23 protein-coding genes are annotated in these 23,202 nt (G+C 72.6%); 10 read left to right on the top strand and 13 right to left on the bottom strand.

Annotation, left to right across the window (positions count from 1 at the left end; genetic code table 11):
- Positions 1-301: 301 nt before the first annotated feature.
- The 3 genes from BZB76_RS22160 to BZB76_RS22150 all read right to left on the bottom strand — a co-directional run bounded on the left by BZB76_RS22160 (position 302) and on the right by BZB76_RS22150 (position 3,035).
- Complete coding sequence (locus tag BZB76_RS22160; RefSeq protein ID WP_117400356.1) at positions 302-973, bottom strand: AIM24 family protein; 672 nt, start codon at positions 971-973, stop codon at positions 302-304.
- A gap of 62 nt (positions 974-1,035) precedes the next feature.
- Positions 1,036-1,944: a glutathione S-transferase family protein gene (locus tag BZB76_RS22155; RefSeq protein ID WP_121436355.1), complete on the bottom strand. Its 909-nt coding sequence runs from the start codon at positions 1,942-1,944 to the stop codon at positions 1,036-1,038.
- Between the two features lie 23 nt (positions 1,945-1,967).
- On the bottom strand, positions 1,968-3,035 hold the full coding sequence (locus tag BZB76_RS22150; RefSeq protein WP_121436354.1) for an NAD(P)H-dependent amine dehydrogenase family protein: 1,068 nt from the start codon (positions 3,033-3,035) through the stop codon (positions 1,968-1,970).
- A gap of 240 nt (positions 3,036-3,275) precedes the next feature.
- On the opposite strand from BZB76_RS22150, the gene BZB76_RS22145 reads away from it, so the two are divergent.
- Entirely contained in the window at positions 3,276-4,178 is a 903-nt protein-coding gene (locus BZB76_RS22145; protein WP_121436353.1) for an SDR family oxidoreductase, read from the top strand.
- Positions 4,179-4,227: 49 nt separating this feature from the next.
- Here the strand turns inward: BZB76_RS22145 and BZB76_RS22140 are convergent, their stop codons facing one another.
- Positions 4,228-5,070 carry a sirohydrochlorin chelatase gene (locus BZB76_RS22140; protein ID WP_121436852.1) on the bottom strand — a complete coding sequence of 281 codons (843 nt, stop codon included), beginning with the start codon at positions 5,068-5,070 and terminating at the stop codon, positions 4,228-4,230.
- Between the two features lie 401 nt (positions 5,071-5,471).
- Between BZB76_RS22140 and BZB76_RS22135 the strand changes: the two genes are divergently transcribed.
- From BZB76_RS22135 to BZB76_RS22120, 4 genes are read left to right on the top strand one after another with little or no spacing between them, the layout of a single operon-like run.
- Entirely contained in the window at positions 5,472-8,099 is a 2,628-nt protein-coding gene (locus BZB76_RS22135; RefSeq protein WP_121436352.1) for a nitrate- and nitrite sensing domain-containing protein, read from the top strand.
- The gene (locus BZB76_RS22130; RefSeq protein WP_121436351.1) at positions 8,096-8,536 is read left to right on the top strand and encodes a roadblock/LC7 domain-containing protein; all 441 of its coding nucleotides are present in this window, start codon (positions 8,096-8,098) and stop codon (positions 8,534-8,536) included. The genes BZB76_RS22135 and BZB76_RS22130 overlap by 4 nt, the downstream gene beginning before the upstream one ends.
- Positions 8,537-8,540: 4 nt before the next feature.
- Positions 8,541-8,930: a DUF742 domain-containing protein gene (locus BZB76_RS22125; protein ID WP_121436350.1), complete on the top strand. Its 390-nt coding sequence runs from the start codon at positions 8,541-8,543 to the stop codon at positions 8,928-8,930.
- Positions 8,911-9,519, top strand: coding sequence for a GTP-binding protein (locus tag BZB76_RS22120; RefSeq protein ID WP_121436349.1), 609 nt, complete (start codon positions 8,911-8,913; stop codon positions 9,517-9,519). The genes BZB76_RS22125 and BZB76_RS22120 overlap by 20 nt, the downstream gene beginning before the upstream one ends.
- A gap of 39 nt (positions 9,520-9,558) precedes the next feature.
- Here the strand turns inward: BZB76_RS22120 and BZB76_RS22115 are convergent, their stop codons facing one another.
- Complete coding sequence (locus BZB76_RS22115; protein ID WP_246007112.1) at positions 9,559-10,248, bottom strand: cupin domain-containing protein; 690 nt, start codon at positions 10,246-10,248, stop codon at positions 9,559-9,561.
- A 198-nt stretch (positions 10,249-10,446) separates the two neighbouring features.
- Positions 10,447-11,031 carry a Uma2 family endonuclease gene (locus BZB76_RS22110; RefSeq protein WP_121436347.1) on the bottom strand — a complete coding sequence of 195 codons (585 nt, stop codon included), beginning with the start codon at positions 11,029-11,031 and terminating at the stop codon, positions 10,447-10,449.
- A gap of 207 nt (positions 11,032-11,238) precedes the next feature.
- Here BZB76_RS22110 and BZB76_RS22105 point away from each other — a divergent pair, with 207 nt between their 5' ends.
- Positions 11,239-11,802, top strand: coding sequence for a DUF1707 SHOCT-like domain-containing protein (locus BZB76_RS22105; RefSeq protein WP_121436346.1), 564 nt, complete (start codon positions 11,239-11,241; stop codon positions 11,800-11,802).
- A 112-nt stretch (positions 11,803-11,914) separates the two neighbouring features.
- Positions 11,915-14,440 (top strand): hypothetical protein, encoded by a 2,526-nt coding sequence (locus BZB76_RS22100; RefSeq protein ID WP_121436345.1) that lies wholly within the window; start codon positions 11,915-11,917, stop codon positions 14,438-14,440.
- A 205-nt stretch (positions 14,441-14,645) separates the two neighbouring features.
- Here the strand turns inward: BZB76_RS22100 and BZB76_RS22095 are convergent, their stop codons facing one another.
- From BZB76_RS22095 to BZB76_RS22085, 3 genes are all read right to left on the bottom strand, one after another.
- Complete coding sequence (locus BZB76_RS22095; RefSeq protein ID WP_117400368.1) at positions 14,646-14,831, bottom strand: hypothetical protein; 186 nt, start codon at positions 14,829-14,831, stop codon at positions 14,646-14,648.
- A 125-nt stretch (positions 14,832-14,956) separates the two neighbouring features.
- Positions 14,957-16,045, bottom strand: coding sequence for an alcohol dehydrogenase catalytic domain-containing protein (locus tag BZB76_RS22090; RefSeq protein ID WP_121436344.1), 1,089 nt, complete (start codon positions 16,043-16,045; stop codon positions 14,957-14,959).
- A 111-nt stretch (positions 16,046-16,156) separates the two neighbouring features.
- On the bottom strand, positions 16,157-16,366 hold the full coding sequence (locus BZB76_RS22085; RefSeq protein WP_121436343.1) for a ferredoxin: 210 nt from the start codon (positions 16,364-16,366) through the stop codon (positions 16,157-16,159).
- An 84-nt stretch (positions 16,367-16,450) separates the two neighbouring features.
- Between BZB76_RS22085 and BZB76_RS22080 the strand changes: the two genes are divergently transcribed.
- Entirely contained in the window at positions 16,451-17,170 is a 720-nt protein-coding gene (locus BZB76_RS22080; protein ID WP_246007111.1) for a class I SAM-dependent methyltransferase, read from the top strand.
- Here BZB76_RS22080 and BZB76_RS22075 read toward each other — a convergent pair.
- The 3 genes from BZB76_RS22075 to BZB76_RS22065 are packed head-to-tail and all read right to left on the bottom strand — an operon-like array spanning position 17,151 to position 20,347.
- Positions 17,151-18,263, bottom strand: a complete 1,113-nt coding sequence (locus tag BZB76_RS22075; protein ID WP_121436342.1) for a prenyltransferase — start codon at positions 18,261-18,263, stop codon at positions 17,151-17,153. The two genes, BZB76_RS22080 and BZB76_RS22075, sit on opposite strands and share 20 nt — an antisense overlap.
- Complete coding sequence (locus BZB76_RS22070; protein WP_211343167.1) at positions 18,253-19,017, bottom strand: class I SAM-dependent methyltransferase; 765 nt, start codon at positions 19,015-19,017, stop codon at positions 18,253-18,255. The genes BZB76_RS22075 and BZB76_RS22070 overlap by 11 nt, the downstream gene beginning before the upstream one ends.
- 43 nt (positions 19,018-19,060) lie before the next feature.
- Entirely contained in the window at positions 19,061-20,347 is a 1,287-nt protein-coding gene (locus BZB76_RS22065) for a glycosyltransferase family 4 protein (protein WP_121436340.1), read from the bottom strand.
- A gap of 203 nt (positions 20,348-20,550) precedes the next feature.
- Here BZB76_RS22065 and BZB76_RS34885 point away from each other — a divergent pair, with 203 nt between their 5' ends.
- On the top strand, positions 20,551-20,928 hold the full coding sequence (locus BZB76_RS34885; protein WP_170180706.1) for an SCO2583/SCO2584 N-terminal domain-containing protein: 378 nt from the start codon (positions 20,551-20,553) through the stop codon (positions 20,926-20,928).
- A gap of 56 nt (positions 20,929-20,984) precedes the next feature.
- Positions 20,985-21,713, top strand: a complete 729-nt coding sequence (locus BZB76_RS22055; RefSeq protein WP_121436338.1) for a Clp protease N-terminal domain-containing protein — start codon at positions 20,985-20,987, stop codon at positions 21,711-21,713.
- A gap of 1 nt (position 21,714) precedes the next feature.
- Here BZB76_RS22055 and BZB76_RS22050 read toward each other — a convergent pair whose 3' ends face one another.
- A complete protein-coding gene (locus BZB76_RS22050) occupies positions 21,715-23,196 on the bottom strand; it encodes a PucR family transcriptional regulator (RefSeq protein WP_121436337.1) in 1,482 nt (493 codons plus the stop codon).
- Positions 23,197-23,202: the final 6 nt, after the last annotated feature.

The raw sequence follows: 23,202 nt of genomic DNA, 5'->3' as shown, positions 1-23,202 counted from the left end.
CGTCCGAAGGCAGGTTTCGAGCCTGCGAGAAACCTGATCGCGCAGCGAGGCGCCAGACGAGCCGAAGCGACACAGCTGCCCGGCCGCGACCACCTCAGTCATCCGTACGAGCTGACCTCAGCCTGCCTGCGCAACCCCGCGACAACCTGAACCACTGCGATCGCGTCCGAAGGCAGGTTCGAGCCTGCGAGAACCTGATCGCGCAGCGAGCCGCCAGGCGAGACGAAGCGATGCCAGCGATCGCACCGCGTTTCTCGACGATGGAGGGCGCTCCGCGCCCGAAGGAGGAGAGAAATGCCATTTAATGAGTGTGGTGGGGGACGGTGGGGCCTTCGCTTGCCTGGACGAGGACGAAGCCCTGGCCCTGGTAGGCGAGCTGCATGGCCTCGCCGCTGCCGCGTCCGATGAGGGCGCCGGCCTTGAAGGTGCGGTTGACGCCGACCTGGAGGCTGGTGCTCCACGCGACGGCGGACTGGCCGTCGGCGAAGGTCGGGGCGCGGCCGCAGTCGAGCATCACGGGTGTGCCGTGGGTGGTGAGCGCGACCCAGCCGGTGCCCGTCAGGGTGGTGTTGAAAAGGCCGCCCGCCGCGATTCCGGCGCCCTGGACGCGCTGGATGTCCGACTGGAGGTGCGCGTCGTAACCGAGGATGTTCTTGCCGTTGACGGTGATGCCCTCGTTCTCCAGGTAGAAGAGGTGGATGTCGTCGGCGTCGTTGGCGCAGAAGAGCAGGCCCTGGCCCTTGACGCGCATCAGCGGGACGCCCTCACCGGTGAGGGCCTTCTTCATGAACTTGCCGATGCCGCCGGAACCCTCGTAGTCGAACTCCATCTGGCCCTGGAACGCCACCATGGAGCCCTGCCGGGCCAGGACCTCCCCGTTGAGGTGGACTCTGAGCATCTTGGAGTTCTGGAGCGCGAAGTGGCCGGGGAGCTGCTGGCCCTGATCAAGGTTTCCGAAGAACTGGCTGCGCATGGTCGGGTTCGTTCCTTCTCATCGGGTTGCTAGAGATCCGTCAGCATAACGAGGAGATGGAGTCAACGTTCCCGGTTATGGGGGGCCGTCCAGTCGAGGAACGGTCCCTTCGGGACGATGCCCGACGGGTTGATGTGGGGGTGCGTCAGGTAGTAGTGGCGCTTGATGTGGTCGAAGTCGGTGGTCTCGCCGAACGCGGGGATCGAGTACAGGTCGCGGGCGTAGTCCCACAGGTTCGGGTAGTCGACGAGGCGGCGCAGGTTGCACTTGAAGTGCGTGTAGTAGACGGCGTCGAAACGGGCGAGCGTGGTGTAGAGGCGGACGTCGGCCTCGGTGATCGCGTCGCCGAACAGGTAACGCCGGTTCGCGAGGCGTGCCTCGAGGTCGTCGAGGGCGGCGAAGAGGGCGTCGAAGGCCTCTTCGTAGGCGTCCTGGGCGGTGGCGAACCCGGCCTTGTAGACGCCGTTGTTGACGGTCGTGTAGACGCGGCGGTTCAGCTCGTCGATCTCGGGGCGGAGGGCCTGCGGGTACAGGTCGGGCGCGCCGGGACGGTGGTGGGCGGTGAACTCGGTCTCCATCATCGTGGTGATGGCCGGGAAGTCGTTGGTCACCAGGCGTTCCGTGACGGTGTCCCAGACGCACGGGACGGTGAAACGGCCCACGAAGGACGGGTCGGTGCGCAGGTAGAGCTCGGAGAGGAACTCCACGCCGGTCACGGGGTCGCGGCCGGGGATCCGCCAGCCGCGCTCGTCCCGGATCGGGTCGACGACGGCGAGGCCGATCACGTCCTCCAGGCCCAGCAACCGCCGCACGATCATGCCGCGCTGTGCCCACGGGCACGCGTAGGACACGAAGAGCCGGTAGCGTCCGGGTTCGGCGGGCAGGCCCCCGGTCCCGTCCGCGGTGATCCGCCCGGTGAAGCGGTTCGGCTGCCGGACGAAGCGTCCGTCCTCGATCTCTCGTGTCGTCATGGCGCGCTCCCTTCGCTCTCCCCTCAGACTCGCATGCGGCCGCAGACCACCGGCAGGTCGAGGTGGGTGCGGATGCCGGGAGGGGCGGCGCAGACGACCGGGACGGAGTTCAGGACGTGGGCGGCCGCCGCGGCGATCGGGTCGGACACCCAGTTCTCGTCGGCCGCCAGCGTGACGGACGGGCGGCCGTCCACGCGCAGGGAGTATCCGGGACGGCCCCACTCGTCGGACGTCCGGGACGCGTCGGCGCGGTGCACGATCTCGATGGTGATCACGGGCCGGCCGGCGGCCAGGCCGCTGAACGTCCAGCGGGTGGCGGCCACGGTGCCGCGCGGGACCGGTCCGGCGGCGATGGCGAGGTCGGCGCGGGCGAGCCGGTGCTCCACGTCCATGTCGATCTCGTCGAGATCGACGCCGAGCCCGGTCGCGATCAGGTGCAGGCTCTCGGTGAACAGCGCCCACATCGCGGTGCGGACGGGCCGCAGCGACCGCAGGTAGGCGTCCTCGTCCCTGCCGAACCCGATCAGGTGGTGGACCATCTGCCAGGACGGGTGCCGGGAGAAGTCGGTGCACTCCCGCACGTAGACATGGGTGATGCCGCGGGACAGCCGCGACAGCACCAGCGGCATGACGTCGGCCATGAACCCGCTGCTGACGCCGCTGCCGTGCACCGAGACGCCGCCGCGCTTGCACGCCTGTTCCAGCTCGCCGGCGAACAGCGGGCCGTGCGCCTGCGGGTAGACGTAGCCGTTCGTGGCGATGAGGTTCTTGCCGGAGGCCAGCAGCGAGCAGATGAGGTCCAGTTCGGCGTACCGGTCGAGGGCCGGGGTCGGGGCGTAGACGACGCAGTCGGCGTCGAGGTCGAGGATGTCCTGCACGTCGCCGGTCGCGGCGACGCCGACGGGGTCGCGTCCGGCGAGGGTCCCGGCGTCGACGCCCGCCTTGGCGGGGGTGTGCGCCCAGGCGCCGACCAGCTCCATGTCGGGCCGTTCCAGAACACCCCTGATCACACAGCGTCCCATCGCCCCCGTCGCCCACTGCACGACCCGGTACGGGCGGGGGCCCGGGTCGACCGCGTCGAAAGTGCTCATGGGGCGGGACCTCCGTTGCTCCTCGCGAGGAGACTGCGCCGGTCAGCGGGCGAAATGGGGCTTTCCATGCAACTTTCTGACAGCTCCCATCGTACGCGGGCAAGATTTCTCGTCCAGTGCGGATCGCGAACAGGGGGGCATGGCCGAGCGGGATTCGGTCGAGTGGTACCACTGGGGGACCCTGGATGATCGGCCCGGGGCGCGGCCGGAGAGACGTCCGGCGGGACGGAGGAGACGGAGATGGCGGAACTGCGATTCGACGGCCGGGTGGCGATCGTGACCGGCGCGGGCCACGGTCTCGGCAGGCGGCACGCGCTGGAACTCGCCGCGCGCGGCGCCCGGGTCGTCGTCAACGACGTCGGCGGCGACCGGTCGGGCGCCGGCACCTCGGCCGGGCCCGCCCAACAGGTCGTGGACGAGATCGCCGAGAACGGCGGCGAGGCCGTCGCGAACTCCGGCGACGTCGCGACCCCGGACGGCGCGGAGTCGATCGTCCGGTCCGCGCTGGAGACGTTCGGCGGGCTCGACATCGTGATCAACAACGCGGGGATCCTGCGCGACCGGTCGGTGAAGAACATGACCGTGGACGAGTTCGACGCGGTCGTGGCGGTGCACCTGCGCGGCTCGTTCCTCGTCTCCCGCGCCGCCTGGCCGCACCTGCGCGAGAACGGTCACGGACGGATCGTCAACACCTCGTCCCCGGCGGGCCTGTTCGGCAACTTCGGCCAGGCCAACTACGCCGCCGCGAAGATGGGCCTGGTCGGACTCACCCGGACCCTGGCGCACGAGGGCGCCAAGTACGACATCAAGGTCAACGCCATCGCGCCGATCGCCTGGACCCGCATGACCGAGGACCTGCTGCCCGCCGACCTCGCCGACCGGCTCGGCGTCGAACAGGTCACACCGGTCGTGACCTACCTCGTCCACGAGTCCAACGGGGAGTCCGGCGAGGTCTACACCGTCGGCGGCGGCCGCGTCGCGAAGGTCTTCGTGGCGGAGGGCCCCGGCTACGGGCGGCGGGAGACGCTTTCGGCGGAGGACGTCCGCGACAACTGGGCGGCCGTCAACGCGGCCGCGCCGATGACGGTGCACCGGAGCATGATGGAGCAGATGGGTCCGTTGATCCGGCAGCACACCACCTGAACGGCGGGCACGCCGTGGTGTCCACGAGGCCCGTCCGGCCCGGTCCGCCCTACTCGGCCAGCGCCAGGGAGAGCGCCTCCACGTAGCGGAGGGCGGCGAGGCGGGCCAGGGCGGGGTGGGCGCCCAGCGGGGCGGAGTACGGGCAGCCCACGGCGGCCGCGGCGGACGCGACGAGCGCCGTGTCCGGCTCCGGGCCGACCAGGTGCGGGGCGAGCGCGATGGACGTGGCGCCCGCCGCGCGCAGCTGCTCCGCCGCGGCCTTGACGGACGACTCGTCGCTCAGGGAGGCGGTGAACACCGGGGCGGCGAGCCGGGAGGCCAGCAGTACGCCGGTGACCTCGGCCTGCCGGACGGCGGTGACGTCGCCGGGGGTGGCGACGATGACACCGGACGCGGCGGTCACCATCGTCATCATCCGGATGCGGTCGGCGCGGGCGAGGCCGGCGTCGGCGAGCCGGTCGTGGAGGGCCTCGGCGATGAACGGGTGCGGGCCGAGCGGCTCGGCGGCGACCGCGCGCGCCGGTGCGTTCGTGACGATGGCGTGCAGGGCCGCGTCCAGAACCGGGTCGGGCCCGGTGGACAGCGGCACGACCACCGCCGCGAGCTCGTCGTCCTCACGCCGCATCCCGGCGAGGACCGTGTGCAGGTTCGCCTCGTCGCCCTCGAGGAACCCGACCCGGGCGGGCTGGCCGGTGTGCTCGATCTCGACGAGCCGGGCGAGCTCGATGGCGAGCTCGGTGCCGGGCCGCCGGGCCGAGCCGGGCACGGCCAGGACGAGGGTGGGCAGTCCGGGGGGCAGCAGGAAGGACTCGTCGCCGCGATGCCGGCCGCCACGGGGGGCGCGGCGCCGCCGGGACGGCAGTGCGTCGGGTACCTGGCTCTCGGAACTCACGGCGGGCATCGTAACGTCCTCGCCCCGGACGCCCTCGGTCCAGGGTCTCGGTCTCCCGTCCCGGTCGCCGCCGTCGCCTGCGTGGGGGACGTGGGGGTCGCCTGTGTGAATCGTGCTCTCCTTCCCGTGCCGGCCATGGGGCCGAGCAGTGGGTGAAGAACGAGAGTATGGCGCAATGGCGCGGGACAACAGTGCGAAATGATGTAAATTATCCCGCTTTGCCGCAATCTTGTGGCCGTTGATTCGTTTATCCGGGCTCCGTTGGTGCCGGGGGTGACCGTTTCGCGGCAGGCCGTGATGCCGGCCCGGAACGCGCGCCCACGTAGTAGGCTCCGGCACGCCCCTTACTCCCACAGATCGGGAGGAAAACCCCGCATGCCCCGCCCCCGGAGGCCGAAGCCGTGAAGGTTCCTCGATTCTCCTCCATCCGGGCGAGGATCACCGTCCTGGTCCTCGTGCCGTTGCTGGCGCTGGCCTCGTTGTGGGTCTTCCTCACCGGCACGACCTACGGCGACGCGAACGAGCTCATCCAGAGCCGCAAGTTCCAGCAGGAGACGTTGCTGCCGATGCAACGGCTCGTCCACGGGCTGCAGAAGGAGCGGCGCCTCTCGATGGCCGAGCTCGTCGGCGGGCGGCTCGCGGCGTCCGGAGCGATGCGGGAGCAGCGCCGGGCGACCGACAAGGCGGCGGCGGACGTCCGCGCGGGCAGCGCGGACGGGGACCTGCGCGACGCGCTCCCGGCGCACACCGTCCGGCGGGTGGACGCGCTCGTCCGGGGCCTCGACACGCTCCAGACGATCCGCCGGAACGTCGACCAGCGGACCGCCGACCGCGGCCAGATCCTCCGCGACTACAACACGCTCATCGACACGAGCTTCGCCGTCCACGGCGCGACCGCGCCCGGCGACGGCTCCATCACCGCGCACTCCCGCACCCTCGCCGAGATCGGCCGCGCCCGCGAGTTCATGGCCCGCGAGGACGCGCTGCTGACCGGCGCGCTCGCCGCCGGACGCGTCAGCACCGCCGAGCGCGGAATGTTCGCGCAGCTCGTCGGGGCCCAGCGGATGCTGTTCACCGACGCCGCGACGAACCTGCCGGACCCCGACCGCACCCGCTACGAAGGTCTCGTGGCATCCGCGCGGTTCGTCCAGCTCCGCGAGCTGGAGGACCAGGTCATCCGTGGCGCGGAGCCGCCCGGGGCCGCCGAGCCGCGCAAGACCCGCCAGGCGCCCGGCGCCGGCCGGGCCGCCGCCCCGGCGCGAGAGGCCGCGCCGGCCAGGGCGCGCGTCGAGGTCATCGACCCCGCCACCTGGCGGTCGGTGTTCGACACCGCCAACGCCGACCTGTACGCCCTGGAGATCAAGGTCCTCGACGACGTCACCGAGCACGCCAGGGAGATCGCGGTCGACGCGTTCCTGCGGCTCGGCCTCACCGGCGGCCTCGGACTTGTCGCCATCATCGTGTCGGCCCTGCTCGCGGTCCGCGTCTCCCGGCGGCTGCTGCGCGAGTGCCGGACGCTCGCCTCCGGCGTCGTCGCCTTCACCCGCGAGCGGCTCCCGAAGCTGGCCGAGCAGATCCGCGCCGGACGCACCCCCGAACCGGAACCGGCGCCGGACGTCGCCTACCACATCGACGAGATCCGGCAGATCGCCGAGTCGTTCGACCGGGCCCACGAGGCCGTGCGGCTGGCCGCCGAGGGCGAGGTCGCGGCCCGGCGCGGCATCAGCGAGGTCTTCGTCAACCTCGCGCGCCGCAACCAGGCGTTGCTGCACCGCCAGCTCAGCCTGCTCGACACGATGGAGCGTCGCACCGAGGACCCGTCCGAGCTGTCCGACCTGTTCCGCCTCGACCATCTCGCGACCCGGATGCGCCGCCATGCCGAAGGCCTGGTCATCCTCGCCGGACGGACGGCCGGACGCGGCTGGCGCCGTCCCGTCCCGCTGGTGGACGTGGTCCGCGGCGCGGTCGCCGAGGTCGAGGACTATCCGCGCGTCCAGGTGCAGCCGCTGCCACGGGTCGCGCTGCTCGGCTCCGCGGTCGCCGACGTCATCCACCTGCTCGCCGAGGTGGTGGAGAACGCCACCACGTTCTCGCCGCCGCAGTCGCCGGTGCGGGTCAGCGGCCAGGCGGTCGCCAACGGCTTCGCGATCGAGGTCGAGGACCGCGGGCTCGGCATGACCGAGGAGGCGATGCGCGTCGCGAACGAACGGCTCGCCCGCCCGCCGGAGTTCGACCCGTCCGACACCGCCCAGCTCGGGCTGTTCGTCGTCGCGCGGCTGGCGGAACGGCACTCGATCACGGTGACGCTCCGGCCGTCCCCCTACGGCGGGACGACCGCCGTCGCGCTGATCCCCGGCACGATCGTCGTGGAGAACGCCGACGAGCCCCCGGTGCGCCGGGCGACCGGCCCGATCCAGACCGTGCAGGACACGGCCGCCGCGTCCGGCGGCACCCAGACCGGCGGGATCGTGCGGCTGGTCGCCGAGGCCCCCGCCGAGGAGGCGCCTGAGAACGCGAACGGGGACGCCGCCGGAGACGTCTCCGAACCCGAGGCCCCGCCCCCGCCCGCGACACCGCTGAAGAAGGGCGAGCTGCCCAAGCGGCGGCGGCAGCAGCATCTCGCTCCCCAGCTGAGGCAGCGGGTGGACGCGCGCCTGGCCGCGCAGCGCAACGCCCCGCCCGAACCGGCCGGGACGATGCCGCTGTCCGCGCCCGTCCCGGCGGACGCCGCCCCGGCCCCCGAGAAGGACCGGGCCGAGGAGGGCGGGGAGCGCTCGCCCGAGACGATGCGGTCGATGCTGTCCGCCATGCAGCGCGGCTGGGAACGCGGCCGACAGGACGCCGAGGGCGCCGAGGGCGCCGAGGGCACGGAGGGCACGGAGGGCACGAAGGGCGCCGAGGCCCCGGCCGCTCCGAAACCACCCGCCAAGCGGCCGAGACCGTCCGCCAAGAGGGCGAGACCACCCGCCAGGAAGCCGAAACCACAGGCCGCTCCGAAACCAGGTCACCAGGAGGGCGACACCCGATGACACAGGCCCAGCAGTCCGGTGCGGAGACTCCGGGCGGAGCCGGAGGCGAGCTGGACTGGCTGCTCGACAGCCTCGTCCAGAAGGTCGCCGCCGTGCAGAACGCCGTGGTGCTGTCGAGCGACGGCCTGCGGATGGCGGCCTCGAGCGGGATGTCCCGTGAGGAGTCCGAGCATCTGTCCGCCGTGGCCGCCAGCTTCCAGAGCCTCGCGAAGGGGGCCGGGGAGGCGTTCGGCGGCGGGCCCGTCCGACAGACGATCGTCGAGATGGAGTCGTCGTTCCTGTTCGTGACCGCCGCCGGGCAGGGCGCGTGCCTCGCCGTCCTCGCCGACGCCGACGCCGACCTCGGCATCATCGCCTACGAGATGGCGATGCTCGTCACCCGCGTCGGGCGGCACCTGTCGGCCGACCCGCGGGCCGCGGCCGGGACGGGCGGTTGACGTCATGGAGGACGGCACCTGGTACGAAGACGATGACGCGGCGGGGCCGGTCGTCCGCCCGTATGCGCTCACCGGCGGCCGCACGCACTACGAGGGCGCGGAACTCGATCTCGTCGCCCTGATCGCCGCCGTGGAACCCCCGGAGTCCGCACCGGACCCCGCCTCGGCGTCGCCGCTGGCGCCCGAACATCATATGATCTTGGAACTTTGCCGCACACCGCTGTCGGTCGCCGAGATAGCGTCGGATCTGGAACTCCCCCTCGGGGTCGTCCGTGTCCTGCTCGGCGATCTGCTCGACCGCTCGCTGCTACAGGTCCGGCGTCCCGCGCCGGTGGCGCAGTTCCCCAGCGAGCGCGTACTCAAGGAAGTGATCGATGGAATCCGTGCGCTCTGACGCGGCCGCCGGCCAGGGTGAGTCCGCGCTGACGGTGAAGATCCTCGTGGCCGGTGGTTTCGGCGTCGGCAAGACCACCCTGGTCAGCGCGGTCAGCGAGATCCGCCCACTGCGCACCGAGGAGGCCCTGACCGAGAAGAGCATCGGGATCGACGACACCAGCGCGGTCGCGGGCAAGACGACGACGACCGTGGCGATGGACTTCGGGCGGATCACCCTGCCCAACGGTCTCGTCCTGTTCGTGTTCGGCACGCCCGGTCAGGACCGCTTCTGGTTCATGTGGGACGAGCTGGCCAAGGGAGCGCTCGGCGCCGTCGTCCTCGTCGACACCCGGCGGCTCGCCGACTGCTTCGCCTCGGTGGACTACTTCGAACGGCGCGGCGTGCCGTTCATCATCGGCGTGAACCGGTTCGACGGGGCCGGACGGCACTCGCCCGAGCAGGTCCGCGACGCGCTCGACCTGTCCCCGGACATCCCGGTGATCTCCTGCGACGTGCGCGACCGGGAGGACGCCAAGCAGGTGCTCATCGCGCTGATCGAGCACATCATGCGCACGATGAGCGGCCCGCAGGCGACGGTCAGCTACTGACCCGGCTACTGACGGTCGGAACGATCCGGTCGGTGCTGGTCAGCCGCCGGGCGCCCGGAAGTCGGCGAAGTCGAATCCGGGCGAGACGACGCAGCTGACCAGCACTTCCGTGGGCCCGGCGGGGCGCGCGGACTGCCAGGTTCCCGGCGGTACGACGGCCTGCGGCGCCTGCCCGTCGAGCACGTCCGGGCCCAGGGTGACCGGGTCCGGCGTCTCGGCGGGCCGTTCGCCGTCGCCGCCGAGGAACAGCGTCAACGGGCCGCCCGAATGCCACAGCCACAGCTCGGCGGACCGGACGGTGTGCCACATCGACTCCTCGCCCGGCGGCAGCAGGAAGTAGATGCCGGTGGCGGACGCCCGCTCGCCCGGGTAGCCATCCGGCGTGAAGGTCACCTCCGACCGCCACGTCTCCCGGAACCAGCCGCCCTCGGGGTGCGGCAGCAGGTCCAGCGCCTCGGCCGTCGCCGGACGGTCCAGGAGCGCCACATGCCGGCCGGCGGGCCCGCGGCGCGCGTACCGGACGCGGGACGCCGTCGTCCGGTCGATCGCCCCGCGTGGCGGCATCGCGCCGGGCTCGGGGTCGAGCGTGACGGCGACGACCTGCCCGTCCGCGAACACGTCGTCGGCCACGGCCAGCGCACCGGCGTCGTCGGTGGGCGCCCACACCGCCCCCGCCTCCGACAGCACGAACCGCGGCCCCCGCTGCCCCAGCCACCCCTCAACCGTCATCAGCAACATCACCCCCCGAGCCTAGATCGTGTTCGAAGCGAGGGCCTCAGCCCGCGCCGAACGCGTGACCCGCCCGGCGCAGCGAAGCCGAAGGCGAGCGGAGCCGGGCGGATCGCGAAGCGATGCGCGTTCGCCCAGGGACGGTCACGTAGCGAGCCGCCAGGCGAGCGAAGTGGGCCGTTCCTGCAATAAGTACAGTCAGTCCATCTCGGAGAGACGCGCGGGGTCGAAGGTCACGGGGTAGGGGTGGCGCAGGGTGACGGTCTCGCCGGAGCGGGCCTTGCCGGTGACCTCGTAACGGCCGTCCACGAGTTCGAGAAGCGTGATCGTGGGGCGTGGCTCCAGGTCGACGAGCCAGTAGTGGGGGATGCCGGTGGCGGCGTACTCGTCGACCTTGCGGACGCGGTCGATCTGCTCGCTGACCGTGCGGGGCGTGACGACCTCGGCGACCAGGATGAGGTCGGGTCCGTAGTAGGTGCGGGTCCGGCGTTCCAGGGCGGCGCGGGCGGTGTCGCGGCTCACGGCGAAGACGTCCGGTTTGCGGACGCCCGCGGGGGTGGTCACGTCCTGCGGGGCGCCGGCGACGTGGACGTCGGCGTCGGCGTGGCTGGCCGCCTCCTTGAGGACGGCCTTCAACTGGTCCGCCGCGTGGTCGTGCCACAGGTCGCCCGGCAGCTCGTTCAGCCAGCCGTCGGCGAGTTCGTAGCGGCGGCCGTCCTCCGGGAGCGCGTCCAGGTCGTACAGGGTGTACGGACCGTGCGCGCGACCGGACGTCCCGCCCATGAAATCGTCCCCCCTCGTTCCCGGGCCGTTTCCGAATCTAGCGGACGGACGTCCGAAGGCCGCGCATTCATGATCGCGCGTCGGGATGCGGTCAATGTCTCGAAAACCGAGCGGAAACTGGTTACGATACATCTCGATCGTTCTCGGCCTTGACCCTCCCGTCGGTGGAGGGCCGATCCTGCGGAGGCACCCGAAGGGAGAGATGCGATGAGCGTCGAGCGGCACCCCCCGGCCGTGCGGGCCTCGGACCGCGATCGCGACGACATGCTCGTCCGGCTGCACACGGCCTTCGCGGAGGGGCGGCTGAGCGAGGCGGAGCTCGACGAGCGCATGGACCTGGTGCTCGCCGCCCGGACACACGGGGAACTCGGCGCCGTGGCCGCCGACCTGCCGCCCGGTGGGCGCGAGGTCGTTCCCCAGGGCACCGAGCGCGGCCCGGTGGGACGCTTCCAGGTCGCGTACAAGAGTTCCGTCACGAGGGCCGGCCGCTGGCGGCTGCCCGAACGGTTCACGGTCGCGGTGTACAAGGGCACCGGCCTGCTGGACCTGCGCGCCGCCGAGCTGGACGCCTCCGTCACGAGGCTGCGGGTGCTTGCCTACAAGTCCACGGTCGAGATCATCGTGCCGCCGGGTGTGCGCGTGGAGACGGACGGTGTCGGCGTGTCCGCCGAGGTCCACGGCGATCCCCGCGCCGGTTCACCGGTCGTTCACATCCGGGGTTACGGCTACAAGGGGTCGATCGAAGCGAAAGATCGTATACGCCGCCCTTGAGGTGATAGAACGCTCCCGCGGCCCCCATTGGCCGCCGTTCACGTCGATGTCCGTACATGGATGAGCGTGGCGCGATTTGATGGTGGTCCGAGAGGACCGTGAAGGAGCGCGTGTGACGGCGAGGACTCCGGAGCAGAACGAGGCCCGGCGGACGGCCGAGGACGAGCCCGCGGGCTCCCGCCGGGCCCGGCGGCGACTGACGTTCGGCGTCGCCGGCGATCTCGCCGAAATGCCCGCGACGCTGTCGCCCTGGCAGCGCGCCTACGAGGCGTGGCGGACCGCCGGACTGACCTGGGGCCACGGCGCCCCGCCCCGCGAACGCCCGGCCACACCAGCGGAACCCCCTGCCCCCGCGGAGCCGCCCGCCTCCAAGCCCGACCCTGATCTCGCCCCCGGCGACGCGGCCCGCTCGAAACCCGACCCCGAGGACGTGCGGGTCGCGGGCCCCGCGGAGGCTCAGCCACCGCCCGTTCCGGCGCGTCCGGAGAAGGTGCGTGAGAAGGCGGGCGCGGAGAAGGCGCGTGCGGAGAGGTCGGGGGTCCGGCTGGCCGTCGTGGTGGGGCTCGTCGCGGTCGCGGGCGGTGTGCTCGTCGGGGTGACGCGGGGCGGGGACGAGACCGTGGAGCCTCGTGTTCCGGCCGTCCCCGGTGCGGTGGCGGCCGACGCGCTGTTCGCCGCCGACCCGGCCGCCGCGACCGACGGGCTCGTCCAGGAACTCACCGCCGTCACCTCGACAGGCTCGACCGTCGTCGCCGCCGGAACCGAGGGCCCCGGCGTTCCCGGACGGGAGCGGGCTCGGTTTCTCCTCTCCACGGACGCGGGACGCACCTGGTCGGTCGCGGGCGTGCGCGCGACCGACGGTTCCGTTCCCCCGCGCGGCGACGTCCCGCGCCATGTCGCGGGCGGGGCCGGTCGCTGGGCGGCGTTCGGCGCGTCGGCCGGCGGGAGCGGCCCGGTGGCCTGGACGAGCGTGAACGCCACGACCTGGACGAAGCGGCAACTCGGCGCCGGGTTCACGCCGACCGACCGGGTGAACGACCTGACCCGCACCGGCGCCGGCTTCGTCGCGGTCGGGGACTCGTCCGGCCGTGCCGTCGTGTGGACGTCGCCGGACGGCGAGACCTGGCGGCGTGTCGAGGGCCTCACCGGTGTCACGAGCCTCGACGGCGTGGCCGCGTACGGCAACGTGCTCGTGGCGCACGGCACGCAGGCGCGGCGGGTCGTCGTGAGGAAGGGCCGGAAGAAGGCCGTGCGCACGGTGCTGGGCGAGGGCCTCTGGCGCTCCACCGACGCCGGACGGACCTGGACGCCCGTCGCGGTGCCGCAGGCCCAGGGCTCCCACGGCCCGACCAAGGGCCTCGCGGTCGGGCCGGGCGGGTTCGCGACCGTCCGGGAGGCCCGGCAGGTGGTCCGGCGGAAGAAGAGGCGGAAGATCAACCGGTTCGGGGTGCTGTTCACCTCGACGGACGGGCTCCGATGGCAGGCCGCGAGCCGGTTCGGCGGTGCGGGCATCGAGCGCTTCGGCGGGACCCGGGACGGTCTCGCGGTCATCGTCCGCGGCGCGCGGGGCGCCCGCGCCGTCCTGCGCAGCGACGACGGCCGGGCCTGGCGTCCGGGCGGCACCGTCCCCGCGCCGGTGGGGACCGGTGGTCTGACGGTGTCCGCGGGCACGCTCATGATCGCCGGACGGCAGGGCGATGACGCCTACCTGTCCGGTGTCGCCCTGCGGACGGTGCCGGGCGCCGTCCGTCCGGACCGCTCGATCCGGTCGCTGGCCGGGGGCCCCGGCCGCGCCGTCGCGGTGGGCGCCACGAACGGAGGCGCCGCGATCTGGTCCGCCCCCGACGGCCGCGCGTGGACCCGGGCCGGGTTCCCGGCCACGCCCGGATGGCTCGCGGACGTCGTGCGCGGGAACCGGGGCTGGCTCGCCGTGGGACGCACCTCCGGCGCGGCGCCCGGCCCGCTGGCGATGACCTCGCAGGACGGGGCGGTGTGGCGGCGGTCGCCGTTCCCCGCGGGCCCACCGCCCGTGGCCGTCGCCGCGGGGCCGTCCGGCTATGTCGCGGTCGGCGCCGAGTCGGCGTGGGCCTCGCCGGATCTCGCCGCGTGGCGGCGGACCGTCCTGGACGGCGCCCCGGCCGATGTGACGGCGACGGCGCGCGGCTATGTCGCGGTCGGCGGCCGGGGGGCGGCACCGGCCGTGTGGACGTCGCCCGACGGGGCGGCCTGGACGCCCGCGAAGCTACCGCCCGGTCTCGCCTCGGCCCCGCTCACGGGGATCGCCGCCCACGGCGGCGTCCTGGTGGCGATCGGCGCGGACTCCGCGGCGCTGGTGTCCGGGGACGGTGGGACGACCTGGACGCCGCAGAACCTCGGCGCGAACGTCACCGCCACCGCCGTCACCGCGACGCCGAGCGGGTTCGTCGTGACGGCGAGCGCCTCGGGGCAGGACGGGGCCGTCCTCGCGTCGGCCGACGGGGTCACCTGGCGCCGCGTCGAGGTCCCGGGTCTGACGGGCCCCGGCGACCAGCGCCTCACCGAGGTGACCACCCTGGGCCCCGCCGTGGTGGCGACCGGCGTCGTCGACGACGGCCGGTCCGAGGTGCCTCTGCTCTGGTCGGCGCCCGTCCCGAAGTAGGGTCAGCCGTTGCAGCCGCAGCCGCATCCCTTCGGGCAGGAGCAGCCGCCGCCGTGTCCACAACTACAGTCCTTCATCGTCATGCGCGGACGGTAACTCCTGCCGCACTCCACGGTCTATGACCGGGACGCGAGGGGGTTCTGTCGTACCGGACACGGACCGTCACGTGGCGGGGGTTACGGACGGCCCGTGCCCGGGTCTGTGGCTAGGCGCGGATGTGCAGGTCCACGCCCAGCAGAATCAGGAACCACAGGAAGACGGCCAGCAGGGCACTGCCGACACGGCGGATCAGATCCGCGTCGATGTAGTCGCGGTCGAAGGCCACGAACAGGCCGATGACAAGATAGATGAGGCCGACGATGCCGATGTGCGGCCGGTATCGGGTCCTCATGGACGGTGTCTCCTCCCGGTGGGGGTCTGGCGATCGCCTGGTGCCCCACCCCTCCGGGAGAAAACGCCGCCCGAATTATCGAACAGGAACGGCCGACATTAGGTCGTGTCCGAAATAGGGGTCGTTCAGTCGAAGAGGACCATCTGGCGGATCGCCTTGCCCTCGGCGAGGGTGCGGACGGCGTCGTTGAGGTCGCCGAAGCCGATCCTGCTGGTGACGAGGCCCTCGATGTCGAGCCGCCCCGCCCGCCACAGGTCGACGAACCGCGGGATGTCACGCCGGAGGTCGCTGCTCCCGTACACCGCCGACCTGAGGGTCTTGCCCTCGAACAGCAGCGCGGACGTGGGCAGGCTCCAGATGTCGTCGGCGGCGCCCGCGCCGACCATGACGACCTCGCCGCCGCGCCTTGTCGCGTTCCACGCCGTGGTGACCGCGACGGACTTGCCGACGACCTCGAAGGCGTAGTCGAAGCCCGCGCCGCCGGTGAGCCGTGCCTTGGCCTCGTCCAGACCGTCCGGGGTCACGGCGTGGGTGGCGCCGAACCGCTCGGCGATCGGATGCTTGGCCTCGTTCGGGTCGATCGCCAGGATCGCGGACGCGCCCGCCAGCCGGGCGCCCTGGATGACCGAGAGGCCGACGCCGCCCGCGCCGATGACCGCGACCGTCGAGCCCGGAGTCACCTTCGCCGTGTTGACGACCGCGCCGACGCCGGTCGGGACGCCGCAGCCGAGCAGCGCCGCGTATTCGAACGGGACGTCCTCGGCGACCTTGATCACGCTGCGGTGGTGGGTGACGAGTTCCTCCGCCCAGGTGCCGATGCCCGACATGCCGTAAGCGGCGGTGCCGTCGCCGAGCTTGAACCGGGGATCCGTGCGCGCCGCGTTCCGCAGGGTCAGGCACAGGTACGGCTGACCGCGCAGGCATTCGGCGCACTCGCCGCAGTCGGGCATCCAGCTGATCACGACATGGTCGCCGGGGCGGACATCCGTCACCCGGTCGCCGACCTCCGTCACCACTCCGGCGCCCTCATGGCCCACGATCATCGGCAGGCCCTGCCGCAGCACGCCCCTGATCAGGTGCAGGTCGGTGTGGCACACACCGGTCGCCTTGATCTGGACCTTCACCTGGTCGGGACCCGGCCCGACCGTCGATACGTCGTCGTGTAGTCCGAGTTCCTTGTCGCCGAACGCGTGCAGTACCGCGGCGCGTGCCATGGAGCCTCCGTATGGCGTCGGGGGTTCAGGTGTTGTGAAAGTCTACAGTCTCCATGGTCACAGGTACATTGGCGCTTGCCACAAGGCCTTTGGACTTTCCATGTTTCTAGGTCAGGTGTTGTCAGTATCAACACTCTCGATGGACAGGGCCGCCTTCGGGCAGGAGCGCACCGCGTGGCGGACGCGGTCGCGGTCCGCCGGCGGAACGTCCGGCCGCAGGACGTGCAGCACGTCGTCGTCATCGAGGTCGAAGATCTCGGGCGCGAGCCCGACGCACACGGCGTTCGCCTCGCACACCAGCGGGTCCACCCGTACTCGCATCGCCTTCTCCGCTCTTCGTTTGAAACAGGGGGTTCGTCCCGTGTTCATGGCACTTGGATATGGTGCCCGGACGGAGGGAGACCGATGACCGACACCGAGGCGTCCACCGGTTCGGGGACGACCGCACGGCCCGTCCCTGAGATGCCGCTCGAACTGCTGCGGGCCGCGCGCTCCGCCAAGGGCTTCATGCCCGACGACGAAGGCCTCGCCCTCTACGAGACGGCCCTGGAGTACGGGACGCGCCTCGCGGGCACCGGCCCGCTTCTGGAGGTCGGCACCTACTGCGGGAAGTCCGCCGTCTACCTGGGCGCCGCCGCCAGGGCCGCCGGAACCGTCGTGGTCACCGTCGACCACCACCACGGCTCCGAGGAGAACCAGGCGGGCTGGGAGCATCACGACCCGTCCCTCGTCGACCCGCGCACCGGCCGGATGGACACGCTGCCCACGTTCCGCGCGACGATCGCCGCCGCGGGCCTGGAGGACCAGGTGGTGGCGGTCGTCGGGCAGTCCCGCACGGTCTCGGCGCTCTGGCGGACGCCGCTCGCGCTGCTGTTCGTCGACGGCGGCCACGCGGAGGAGCACGCGCAGGGCGACTACGAGGGCTGGGCGCCGCACATCGCCGTCGGCGGGGCCCTGGTCATCCACGACGTGTTCCCCGACCCGAAGGACGGCGGGCAGGCCCCGTACCACGTCTATCTGCGGGCGCTCGCCGGCGGCGTGTTCGAGGAACGCCGCGCGGTCGGCTCGCTCCGCGTTCTGCACCGCGTCAGCGACGCGGACCCGCTCACCTCCGGGCGGCCGTGACCAGGGCGCATCCGCAGGCGGCCGGGTCGGAGGCCGCGCACGGCCCCAGCGGACGTCCCGCGATCTCCTTGAACAGGCGGGCGCCGGGGGAGGCGTCGGCCAGCGCGTCCGCCGCGAGGATCACCGCCGCCGCCGTGTAGGTGGACCGGTCGCCGGGGAAGTGCCGCCGGTTCTCGAACTGCCAGCCCGTCCAGTACGAGCCGTCCTCGTGCCGCAGATGCTGGACGGTCGCGAACAGTTCCAGCGCCCGGTCGCGGTCGCCCGCCGCGTCCAGCGCCAGCACCAGTTCGCAGCTCTCCGCCGCCGTCACCCACGGCTGGTCGGACACGCAGCGGCAGCCGAGGCCCGGCACGACGAAGGTGTCCCAGCCGTCCGCGAACCGCCGCGCCGCCGCCGCGCCGCGGACGGGCCCGCCGAGCACCGGGTAATACCAGTCCATCGACCAGCGGCTCTTGTCGGCGAACGCCTCCGGATGCGCGGCGACGACATGCCCGAGCTGGTCGGCGGCCAGCTCCCACTCCGGCTCCGGTTCGCCGAGATGCTCGGCCAGCGCCACCGCGCAGCGCAGCGACTGGTAGATCGACGAGCAGCCGGTGAGCAGCGCGTGGTCGGCCGCGCGGCCGCTCTCGTGCCGCATCCAGAGAATCTCCCCGCGCCGGGTCTGGAGCCCGAGCGTGAAGTCGATCGCGCGCCGCACCGCCGGCCACATGCGCCGCGCGAAGTCCTCGTCGCCGGTCAGCACCAGCTCGTGCCACACGCCCACCGCCACGTACGCGGCGTGGTTGGACTCGCCGCCCGGCTCGGTGACCTCGCCCAGCACCCATTTCGCGGGCCAGGACCCGTCCGGCCGCTGGACGCCGAGCAGCCACTCGTAGGCCCGCCGCGCCTGCGCGCCGAACCCGGCGACGGTCAACGCCATCGCCGCCTCGACATGGTTCCAGGCGTCCACATGGCCCGGGACCCCGGCCGTCGGCGCGAACCAGGGGATCGCGCCGGACGCCTCCTGCTGCGCGACGATGCTCCGCGCCGTCGCGACGATGTCGTCCCGTGACACCACTCCCGGCAGCGCGGGCGGGACGGTCTCAGACCGCATCCGCCGTCTCCTCGGCCGGGGCGGCCCCTCCCGACCCCGTACGCGGGGGCTTGGCGAAGTAGACGACGACGCTCTTGCCGATCAGCGGGTTCAGGACGCGTTCGGCGAGGCGGGTGGCGCGGGGGCGTTTCATGATGTCCCAGACGAGGACCTGGTGATAGGCCTTGGCGAGCGGATGGTCGTCGTTGTTCACGCCGACCGCGCACTTGATCCACCAGTAGGGGGCGTGCAGGCCGTGCGCGTGGTGGTGACCGCCGACCCGGAACCCGACCGACTTCAGTTTGGCCTCCAGCTCGGCGCGCGTGTAGATCCGCACATGCCCGCCGGGCGCGGTGTGGTAGTCCTCCGACAGGGCCCAGCACACCCGTTCCGGCAACCAGCTCGGCACGGTCACCGCCAGCTTGCCGCCCGGTCTGAGGACGCGCAACAGTTCGCGCATGGCCCGCATGTCGTCGGGGATGTGCTCCAGCACCTCCGACGCGACGACGGCGTCGAAGTGGTCGTCCGGGAACGGCAGGTCGAGCGCGTCACCCCGCACCGTCTCGGCGGTCGCGCCCGCCGGCACCTCGCCCTCGAGGCGCATGGCCCCGAACATGGTCTCCACCCCGGTCAGCTCGTCGGCGTCCTGGTCGAACGCCACGACGTGCGCGCCCCGGCGGTACAGCTCGAAGGCGTGCCGTCCGGCGCCGCAGCCCATGTCGAGGACGCGGTCTCCGGGTTCGACGGGGAACCGCTGGAAATCCACGGTCAGCAGGGTCGTGCTCCTTCCTCACGGAGGGCGCCGGGAAGGCGTTCCCTCACTTGGCCCGCGCCCGCGCGCGGTTCCGCGCGGCCCGGTAGTGCTCGACCGTGGCCTTCGCCACCGCGGGCCAGGCGAACCGCTCCTGGACGCGGGCGAGCCCGGCGGCGCCGAGCCGTTCGCGTTCGGCGGCGGAGTCGTGCAGCCGGTGCAGCGTCGCGGCGAGCTCCTCCGCGTCCCCGGGCGCGACGAGGGCGCCCGCGTCACCGACGACCTCGGGCAGCGCCCCGGCGCGGCTCGCGACGAGCGGCGTCCCGGACGCCATGTGCTCCACCGCGGGCAGCGAGAACCCCTCGTAGCGGGACGGCACGACGGCGATCTCCGCGGACGCCATCAGCGCGCCCAGCTCCTGGTCGCTGATGCCGCTGACGAACCGGACCCGCTCGCCGAGCGCCAGTTCCCGGACGAGTCTCTCGGTCGGGCCGTCCTTGCGCGGCCGGCTCACGACGATCACATGGACGTCCCGTTCGGTGGCGACCTTGGCGACCGCGCGCAGCAGCACGTCCACCCCCTTGATCGGGGCGTCGGCGCTGGCCATCGCGACGATCCGGCCGGGGACGCGCGGCCCGCGCGGATGGAAGATCCGGGTGTCGACGCCGAGCGGCAGGATCTCGATGTCGCGCGGGTCGACCTTGAAGTCACGGACGATGTCGACCTTGGACGACTCCGACACCGTCAGCACCGTCCCGATCCGCCGCGACACCTGCGACTGCATCGCGACGAACCCGTACCAGCGGCGCTTGCCGAGCCGCTCCTTCAGGCCCTCGGCCGCCTCCAGCTCGATGCGCCGGTCGACGCTGATCGGATGGTGGATGCTCGTCACCAGCGGCAGCCCGAGCCGGGGGATGCCGAGGTTGCCGAGGCCGAGGACCTGGTTGTCGTGGACGACGTCGAAGTCGCGCCGCCGCCGGCGCAGCGTCCGCAGCGCCCGCAGGCTGAACGTCAGCGGCTCGGGGAAGCCGCCGGTCCGCATGTGCGCGAACTCCAGGACGTCCACCCAGTCGCGGAACTCGTGGAGGGACGGGGTGCGGAACGGGTCCTCGTCCCGGTACAGATCCAGGCTCGGGATCTTGGTGAGGACGATCTCGGCACGGTCCAGTTCCGGATACGGCTGCCCCGAGAACACCTCCACCGTGTGTCCGAGGTCGATGAGTTCCCTGGTCAGATGCCGGAGGTAGACGCCCTGCCCGCCGCAGTGCGGCTTGCTCCGGTACGACAGCACCGCCACCCGCAACGGATCGTCGCCGCCGCTCCGTGACGCCCCCGACTCGACTGCCTCACCCACACCGGCCCCTGCCCACACACCGCTCCCGTCAGCCGAGGGGCGCCGGGCGTGCGCGCACCGGCATCCCCTTAATGCCGTTGATGTAACTAGACCTTAGTCTCCGTACGTTACCGGCGCGTCGGCACGGCCCGGCACCGACCGATCGACGTCCGGATCGTGGACTAGCCTGGAAGCGACCGCCGCCCCCCGCGCCGGAGATCCCTATGGCCGCAGACTTCGACGAGCCCGTGTTCGACGACGACTTCGTCAGGAGCGCCACTTTCACCGAGCCGTCCGCGCGAGAACGGGCCCGACCGCCCGGGAGACGCGAACGGCGCCGTGCCCGCCGCGCCGCGCGGGTGGCGAGGGGCCCGACCGGCGCCCGCCTCCGGGGGCGCCGACGCGGTGAGCCGAGCCATCGCCTGGCGGTGATCCAGGTGATCGCGGGCGTCCTGGTGCTGTTCGCGATCTCGTTCGCCCTCTGGTGGTGGAACTCGGGGTCGCGGCACGAGGAGCCGGTGCGACCGGTCGTGCCGACGGTCACGAACTCGCCCGCTCCCGCCCCGACGACCGCGTCCCCGAGCGGCATCCCCGAGGTCTGAACGACGACCGTCAACCATGGGTTGACGCGATAGGAGCGTCAACCTATGGTTGACGCATGACGGAACCCATTCCGGCGAGCGGCCAGGTACGGCTGGACGAGCTGATCGCCACCATCAAGACCGTGCACACCGACGCCCTCGAACAGCTCGCCAGCGCGGTCCTCGCCGCCGAGCATCTCGGTGAGGTCGCCGACCACCTCATCGGCCACTTCGTCGACCAGGCCCGCCGCTCCGGCGCGTCCTGGACGGACATCGGCAAGAGCATGGGGGTCAGCAAGCAGGCCGCGCAGAAACGGTTCGTGCCGAAGGGGCTGACGGCCCCCGACCTGGACCCCTCCCAGGGCTTCTCCCGCTTCACGCCGCGGGCCCGCAACGTCATCGTCGCGGGGATGAACGAGGCCAAGGCCGCGGGCAACGACCACATGCGCCCGGCCCACCTCGTCCTCGGGCTGCTGGCGGAGCCGGACGCGGTCGCGGCCAAGGCCATCCTCGCGCAGGACGTCCTGCTCGACTCCGTCCGGCAGGCCGCCACGGCCGCGCTGCCGCCGGAGGCCGACAGCGTCCCCGAACTCGTCCCCTACGACGCCGACGCCAAGAAGACGCTGGAGTTGACCTTCCGCGAGGCCCTCCGGCTCGGCCACAACTACATCGGCACCGAGCACATCCTCCTCGCCCTCCTGGAGTTCGAGGACGGCGGCGGAATCCTCTCCGACCTCGGCCTCGACAAGGCGGCCACCGAGGCGTCCATCGCCGAGATCCTGTCCGCCCTCACCGGGCGGGGATGAGTCAGTCCAACCGGAGGGCGAGGAAGAAGTCGACGCGGTCTTCGAGGCGGGACAGATCGCGCCCGGTGAGGTCCTGGACGCGCTGGATCCGGTAGCGCACCGAGTTGACGTGCAGATGGAGCCGTTCGGCGCAGCGCGTCCAGGAGCCCGAGCACCGCAGGAACGTCTCCAGGGTCAGGACGAGGTCGGCGCCGTGCTCCTCGTCGTAGGCGCGCAGCGGGTCCAGCAGGCGCGCCTTGAACATCCGCCGGACGTCCTCGGGAACGCCGGCCAGCAACAGGACGTGCGTGGCGAGTTCGTGGTGCCGGACGACGCACACCGGCGCCGGGCGCGCGGCGGCCAGCCGCCGCGCGTGCCTGGCCTCCGCCACGGCGCCGCGCGGGTCGGGGTCCTGGACCGTGTCGCTGACCCCGACCGCGACGCCGCCGCCGGACAGGCCGGGTGACAGCGCGCCCAGTCCGTCCTCGATCTCGGTGGCGACGTCGCGTCCGGTCGCGGGGACGAGCGCGACGATCTCGTCGTCGACCAGGCCGAGGACCGGGCCCGCGTCCCGAAGGACCTCGGCGAGGACGGCGCGCACCTCCTCCGGGCCCGGTTCGCCACGGCCGGTGGCGGCGACCGCGACCAGCGGGACGTCCGCCAGGACGCCGGAGCGTTCCAGCGTCGGCGCGTCGCCGGTGACGGCGGCGGTCACGACCTCCTGGGCGCGGCGGTCGTCCGCGCTCCGGCGGTCGTCCAGCATGTCCCGTTCCAGCGCGACGATGGCGGCCAGTTCGCCGGTGAGGGCGCGGCGTTCGGCGGGCCAGTCGGCGAAGTCTCCGTCGCAGGCGATGAACCAGTCGGCCGCGCGGCACCGGCCGCCCTCGTCGACGGCGAACAGCGAGGTGTCGAGGCCGGGCACGTGGTGCGGCAGGCGCGGCGCGCCGACGAACGCCCCGGCCAGGGCGGCGGGATCGGGTGGCCGCGGACCGGCGACGAGCCGCCCGGTCGCGGTGAGGACCCGGCAGCGCATGCCGAGGTCGCGGTCGACGAGGTCGAGGACGGCGCCGAGCCCGGTGCCCTCGACGAGGCGGCGGTGCCGGTCGAGAACGGCGGTCAGATCCGCCGCGCGGGCCCCGGACAGATGCCGGACGACCTCCTCCGTCACCGTCGCGAACGCCACGTCCTCGGGGACCCGGAACAGTGGCAGCCCGTACCGGCGGCAGGCGTCGACGAGATCGTCCGGGGCGGTGCCGAACGCGAGGTCCCCGGCGGCGAGGCCCGACACGCCCGCGTCGACGAGGGCCCGCACGAAGGTCTCGGAGTCGGCCGGACCCGACCGCCAGACGAGCCCGGTGAGCACGAGTTCCCGCCCGCGCAGGTAGCGGCCGGGGTCGAGGAGATCGGTGGTGACGACCCACCGGATCGGCCGGTCGAGGGCGTCCTCCCCGGTGACGACCTCCAGCCGCAGGTCCGGCATCGCGAGCAGGGCGCGCAGCTTCATATGGAG

It is taken from the genome of Actinomadura pelletieri DSM 43383 (assembly GCF_003634705.1).
Taxonomy (GTDB): domain Bacteria; phylum Actinomycetota; class Actinomycetes; order Streptosporangiales; family Streptosporangiaceae; genus Spirillospora; species Spirillospora pelletieri.
This window is presented reverse-complemented; position numbering and strand designations above follow the sequence as displayed.

Excerpts from the sequence above, each read along its gene's own strand:
- BZB76_RS22160 (WP_117400356.1), bottom strand. The coding sequence starts at position 973 with ATGCGCAGCCAGTTCTTCGGAAACCTTGATCAGGGCCAGCAGCTCCCC.
- BZB76_RS22155 (WP_121436355.1), bottom strand. The coding sequence starts at position 1,944 with ATGACGACACGAGAGATCGAGGACGGACGCTTCGTCCGGCAGCCGAAC.
- BZB76_RS22150 (WP_121436354.1), bottom strand. The coding sequence starts at position 3,035 with ATGAGCACTTTCGACGCGGTCGACCCGGGCCCCCGCCCGTACCGGGTC.
- BZB76_RS22145 (WP_121436353.1), top strand. The coding sequence starts at position 3,276 with ATGGCGGAACTGCGATTCGACGGCCGGGTGGCGATCGTGACCGGCGCG.
- BZB76_RS22130 (WP_121436351.1), top strand. The coding sequence starts at position 8,096 with ATGACACAGGCCCAGCAGTCCGGTGCGGAGACTCCGGGCGGAGCCGGA.
- BZB76_RS22125 (WP_121436350.1), top strand. The coding sequence starts at position 8,541 with ATGGAGGACGGCACCTGGTACGAAGACGATGACGCGGCGGGGCCGGTC.
- BZB76_RS22120 (WP_121436349.1), top strand. The coding sequence starts at position 8,911 with ATGGAATCCGTGCGCTCTGACGCGGCCGCCGGCCAGGGTGAGTCCGCG.
- BZB76_RS22115 (WP_246007112.1), bottom strand. The coding sequence starts at position 10,248 with ATGACGGTTGAGGGGTGGCTGGGGCAGCGGGGGCCGCGGTTCGTGCTG.
- BZB76_RS22110 (WP_121436347.1), bottom strand. The coding sequence starts at position 11,031 with ATGGGCGGGACGTCCGGTCGCGCGCACGGTCCGTACACCCTGTACGAC.
- BZB76_RS22105 (WP_121436346.1), top strand. The coding sequence starts at position 11,239 with ATGAGCGTCGAGCGGCACCCCCCGGCCGTGCGGGCCTCGGACCGCGAT.
- BZB76_RS22095 (WP_117400368.1), bottom strand. The coding sequence starts at position 14,831 with ATGAGGACCCGATACCGGCCGCACATCGGCATCGTCGGCCTCATCTAT.
- BZB76_RS22090 (WP_121436344.1), bottom strand. The coding sequence starts at position 16,045 with ATGGCACGCGCCGCGGTACTGCACGCGTTCGGCGACAAGGAACTCGGA.
- BZB76_RS22085 (WP_121436343.1), bottom strand. The coding sequence starts at position 16,366 with ATGCGAGTACGGGTGGACCCGCTGGTGTGCGAGGCGAACGCCGTGTGC.
- BZB76_RS22080 (WP_246007111.1), top strand. The coding sequence starts at position 16,451 with ATGACCGACACCGAGGCGTCCACCGGTTCGGGGACGACCGCACGGCCC.
- BZB76_RS22075 (WP_121436342.1), bottom strand. The coding sequence starts at position 18,263 with ATGCGGTCTGAGACCGTCCCGCCCGCGCTGCCGGGAGTGGTGTCACGG.
- BZB76_RS34885 (WP_170180706.1), top strand. The coding sequence starts at position 20,551 with ATGGCCGCAGACTTCGACGAGCCCGTGTTCGACGACGACTTCGTCAGG.
- BZB76_RS22055 (WP_121436338.1), top strand. The coding sequence starts at position 20,985 with ATGACGGAACCCATTCCGGCGAGCGGCCAGGTACGGCTGGACGAGCTG.
- BZB76_RS22050 (WP_121436337.1), bottom strand. The coding sequence starts at position 23,196 with ATGAAGCTGCGCGCCCTGCTCGCGATGCCGGACCTGCGGCTGGAGGTC.